The following is a 4,806-nucleotide window of genomic DNA, read 5'->3' on the forward strand; positions in this document are numbered from 1 at the left end:
TCTCGCCGACGGGCAGGGTTTCAGCGCGGCGCTTCCCGCTGCGCGGAAACCCAAGGAGTAGGAAGATGACCAAGACCGTTCAAATCGAAACCACCGCTGCCGAGCCTGTGTCGGGCATCGAGATTTTCGTGCCCCTCAACAAGCTCAAGAAGTCCCCGAAGAACGCCCGCAAGGTGCCGCATGGCGAGGCCGCCATCGAGGCGCTGGCCGGTTCCATCGAGCATAAGGGTCTGATCCAGAACCTTGTGATCGAGCCGGAAATGAAGGGCGAGAAGCCGACCGGCGCCTATTTCGTCACCGCTGGCGAAGGTCGCAGGCTGGCCTATCTGTTGCGCGCCAAGCGCAAGCAGATCAGGAAGAACCACCCGGTTCGCTGCCGTCTCGACACCGAGAACGACCCGTCCGAGATCAGTCTGGACGAGAACGTGACCCGGACCCCGATGCACCCCGCCGATCAGTTCGAGCGGTTCCGTGAGCTTGCGGACGGCAAGGGATGGGGCGCGGAGGAAATCGGCGCGCGGTTCGGCGTGTCGGGCGGTGTGGTGAAGCAGCGGCTTCGCCTTGGCGCTGTCAGTCCGAAGCTGTTGCAGGTCTATCGCGAGGACGGGCTGACCTTGGATCAGCTTATGGCCTTCGCCATCACCGAGGACCACGCCCGGCAGGAGCAGGTGTTCGAGAACCTGCATCACAACCGGGAGCCGTGGATCATTCGGCGCGACATGACCGCCAACAACGTGCCCGCCGATGATCGCCGTGCGGTGTTCGTCGGGGCCGACGCCTATCTTGAGGCGGGCGGCAACATCATCCGCGACCTGTTCAGCGAGGATCGAGGCGGTTTCTTCGAGGATGCGGGCTTGCTCGACATGCTTGCCGTCGAGAAGCTGCGCGAGGTGGCGGACGGAGTGCAGGCCGAGGGGTGGAAGTGGGTTGAGGCCCATATCGACTATCCCCACGCCCACGGTATGCGGCGCTTCTATCCGCAGGCCGTAGACCTGTCCGACGAGGACGAGGCCCGGCTTGAGGCCCTGTCCACCGAGCATGACGAGCTTGCCGAAGGCTATTCGTCCTATGACGAAATGCCCGAGGACGTGGCGGCGAAACTGGAAGCGGTGTCCGATGAGATCGACGCCATTTCGGCCAAGCGTTACGCCTACGATGCCAACGTGATCGCGCATGGCGGGGCGTTCGTGGTGCTTCACCATGACGGCACGGTCAGGATCGAGCGCGGTTTCGTCCGTCCCGAGGATGAGGCGCTGGCCGACCCGCAGCCCGAGGACGAGGCAGAAGCCATCGACCCGGAGGCCGTGGAGGACGAGCAGGCCGAGGACGGCGACGAGGACGTGCAGGATTTCGAGGATGAGGACGAGGAACCGGGCAAGCCCATTTCCGACAGCCTCATTCGCGACCTGTCCGCCCACCGGACGCTGGCCCTTCGCGTGGCGCTTGGCGAGCAGCCCGGCATTGCGTTGATCGCCCTGACCCACACGCTTACGGCGCAACTGTTCTACAGCTACGCCGAGGCCGGTTGCCTTGAAATCCGTCCGACCGTGACCCCGCTTGGCGGTCATGCGGCGGGGATCGAGGATACACCGCTGGCGACGCGAGCGAGCGAGGCGCATGACGCATGGGCCGAGCGGATGCCGCGTGACGTGGCCGACCTGTGGGGCTTCATCGTCGCACTGGACGATGAGCAGCGGATGGCGTTGCTGGCGCATTGCGCGTCCCGCACCGTCAACGCCCTGCGCCTGCCGTGGGATCGCAAGCCCCGGACGCTGCAAACGGCGGACAGGCTGGCGACCGCGCTGGCGCTGGACATGGCGAAGGACTGGACGCCGACCGTGGACAGCTACCTTGGCCGTGTCACCAAGGCGCATATCCTTGAGGCCGTGGCCGAAGGGGTATCGGAGGATGCGGCCCGCCGTATCGCGGACAAGAAGAAGCCGGAAATGGCCGAAGCCGCCGAGCAGCGTCTTGTCGGGAAGGGCTGGCTTCCCGCTGTGTTGCGGACGCCGGAGCCGGAGGCCGAACCCGTCGAGACGGAGGACGCCGAAGGGATCGCGCAGCCGTCCGAAGCGGAGGCCCCCGATACCGGAGCGCGGGACGGCGAGGCCGTGGAGGTCGAGGCGGTGGAGCAGCCGACCGAACCCGAAGCGGTGGAAGCCAACCCCGATCCGGTGGACGAGGAAGCCGCCTACTCGGTTGCCGCCGAATAGAACGGCGTCGGGCCGGGGCCGCATTGGCGGTCCCGGCCTTCCTTTCGCAGCCCGCAAAAATTCGCGGCCGCGCCCGGTTGGGGCGCGGCCGCTTTTCCGTTTGGCAGGACCGTGAGTTTGGAGCGGCTACGCGAACAGGCCGGGCAACTGCGGCATGGGCTCGCCGTGCGCCATTGCCCGCGCCGCGTTGCCTGGCGCGGCCACCGTCACCCATTCCACGCGCCAGTCGAGCCGCAACACATCGCTGTCGCCGTCGCGCTGAATCCGCACGATCCCCGCGCCTTCCTCGCTGACAGCGAACCGGCAATCGTGATCCTCGCCATAGGCCGCTTCGATCAGCGTGCCGTCCGAGAAGCTGAGCCAGCAGCGGCCCGCGCTGTCGGCCGGAACCGCCAGCTCGGCCTCGACATCGCCCATCACCTTCAATCTCGTGCGGTCCTGGCCGCGGATCATCACGCTCATACGCCGTTCCTCGATCTCGATTCGCAAAGCCGCATCTTGGAACAAATAACGAACATAGGGCAAGGGAAAGAGTCCCCATAGCCGGACGCCGGGGAAGGGAGCGCCCCGCCCATCTCGGGCGAGCGCTGCGCCGACCAGCGCGGACAGCCCATAATCGCCAACATCCCGGTCCCGAATCCGGCGCTAGGCCGGCATCGCACAGGCTGGGCCTGAACCTGTCCGGCACGCAGGCCGCGTCCCTCCCGCCGATTTCCGCATGGCAGCGCCGCGCTCCGCTGCATCGGCCACGCCCCCACGAAAGCCGGGGCCACGTCGCCCTTGCACCTCGCTCGCCCGAAACCCTCCCGTCACGCCCGCCTCGAACACGAGACCATCGCCAGCACCGCCACGGCCGGCGGCGGCAAAGCTCCTCCGATCTTCCCGTCAGGCCGATGTTCTTGCACGGCACCGCCGCCACGCGGCCTCTCGAAAGGCTTGTCTGGCCGAAGCCCGCCCGTCTTCCCGCAACGGCGCCGGGCGATTTTTTTCCGCCGCCGGCCATGCCGGCTTTGCATCGCGAAACCAAAAAAACCGCCCGCCGCCGCCAGCCACTTCGTTCCGCCCTGCGGGTGCGGGCCGGCCGTCCCCCGTCCGATCGACAGCCATCGAGACCGCGACAGGCGCGGCTCCGAGGCAAGAAAGGACTGACGTTATGATCTGCGGAAACTTCACCTCCACCGACGAGGGCTTCACCGGCGAAATCCGCTTCTTCGGCAAGCGCGAACAGGTCGTGCTCCTCCTGATCGAGGACCAGGACAACGAGAAGGCCCCTCACTTCCGCATCGTCGCGGCCGACGACGAACGGATCGAGTTCGGCGCCGCCTGGCGGAAGACCAGCAAGGAGGGGCGCAAATACATCTCGTTCAAGCTCAATCCCGTCGTCGATCAGCCGGTCTATCTCCGGCTTTTCGAGTCCGAGACGGTGGCCGGCGAATACGAGCTGCTCGCAAGCTGACCGGCTCCGCGCCCCGCCCGAGATGGGCGGGGCGCTCCTTTTTCCCACTCCCAAAAAGGATCTTCGCCATGCCCGACCGCATTGGCCATAATGGCGGCCCGCCGCTCGACGATCGCAGGCCAGGCCCCGCAGACGGCGCGAGCTGCCGGCGATGTCGACACTGGCGGCCGCCGAGCGAGCGCGAGGAAAGCGATTATCGCGCCTATCAGATGGGCGTGATCCGCCGCCGCATCGCGGAGCCTTCGGGCGCTTGCGACCGAGTGATGTTGCGGCCGGGCGGCCCCGTTGCTTTCGCCGGCACCAAGGGCCGGTCCTGGTGCTACAATTTCGAGGCCAAGCCGCCGCCCACCGACGAGGAGCGGCGCGGATGGGGTTTCGTCACGATCTACGAGGGCGACCGTATCGTCTGGCAGGGCCGTGAAGGCGAGGAACCTGCCGAATATCGGCAAGGCGACCTGTTCGACTGACGGTGCAGTTACCGGCCTGACGGCCGCGCCGGTATCCCGGCTGTCGTTTGCTTGAGCGGGAATCAGGGCGCTCCGCCCCCGCTCCCCAGCAACAACAATCAGCCGAACCGTGGCTCAGTCGCTGCGCTCCCTGCGCCCGCACCACTCCGGCAGATTCTTGCTGCCCCCCACACCCCCGGCTGCTCGCCGCGAAGGCAGGGTCGATGGCCTGGCCATCGCCCTGCGGACGATTTGCAGAAGGGAAAAACAGTCATGGACAAGATCAAGCATGTTGACGGTGGCAGCGCAGAATATTGGCGGGAGCGCCGCGAAGTCTTCGCCCTGATCCGCGAAGCCGAGGAAGCCGGTGAGCGAGCGAAGAATGCGCCGACCTATCTTCACGGCGGTTTTGACGAGGACGGCGATGTGATCCCGATGGAGAACCTCGGTCCTTGGGATGACTTCGAGGATGCGGTGCAACGGCTGGAGGCGAACGAAACGGCGGTGAGCATCCTTGTCGCGCAGCGCCGCACCGAAATCTACATTCGCCGCCTGTGGGCCGTGATTGCCGCGCTGGAGGCGCTGGAAGCTCCGTTCTACCCGGAGAACAGCCCGCTTTGGGGACCGGATACCGATTGACCGGGACGGCAGGCGGCCCCGAGCCGCCTGCCACCACCGCCCGCGTCCGTGT

The 4,806-nt window shown here is 66.6% G+C and carries 5 protein-coding genes; 4 read left to right on the plus strand and 1 reads right to left on the minus strand.

Going from position 1 to position 4,806, the window contains the following annotated elements:
* Nucleotides 1-65: 65 nt before the first annotated feature.
* Entirely contained in the window at nt 66-2,213 is a 2,148-nt protein-coding gene (locus AX724_RS10210) for a ParB/RepB/Spo0J family partition protein (RefSeq protein ID WP_066765939.1), read from the plus strand.
* A 126-nt stretch (nt 2,214-2,339) separates the two neighbouring features.
* Here the strand turns inward: AX724_RS10210 and AX724_RS10215 are convergent, their stop codons facing one another.
* On the minus strand, nt 2,340-2,675 hold the full coding sequence (locus AX724_RS10215; RefSeq protein WP_066765944.1) for a hypothetical protein: 336 nt from the start codon (nt 2,673-2,675) through the stop codon (nt 2,340-2,342).
* Between the two features lie 691 nt (nt 2,676-3,366).
* On the opposite strand from AX724_RS10215, the gene AX724_RS10220 reads away from it, so the two are divergent.
* From AX724_RS10220 to AX724_RS10230, 3 genes are all read left to right on the plus strand, one after another.
* On the plus strand, nt 3,367-3,669 hold the full coding sequence (locus AX724_RS10220; protein ID WP_066765940.1) for a DUF736 domain-containing protein: 303 nt from the start codon (nt 3,367-3,369) through the stop codon (nt 3,667-3,669).
* A 68-nt stretch (nt 3,670-3,737) separates the two neighbouring features.
* Nucleotides 3,738-4,136, plus strand: coding sequence for a hypothetical protein (locus AX724_RS10225; RefSeq protein ID WP_066765941.1), 399 nt, complete (start codon nt 3,738-3,740; stop codon nt 4,134-4,136).
* Between the two features lie 252 nt (nt 4,137-4,388).
* Nucleotides 4,389-4,754 carry a hypothetical protein gene (locus tag AX724_RS10230; protein ID WP_066765942.1) on the plus strand — a complete coding sequence of 122 codons (366 nt, stop codon included), beginning with the start codon at nt 4,389-4,391 and terminating at the stop codon, nt 4,752-4,754.
* The last annotated feature ends 52 nt before the right edge of the window (nt 4,755-4,806 follow it).

The organism is Sphingobium sp. CCH11-B1 (genome assembly GCF_001556865.1).
Lineage (GTDB): Bacteria > Pseudomonadota > Alphaproteobacteria > Sphingomonadales > Sphingomonadaceae > Sphingobium.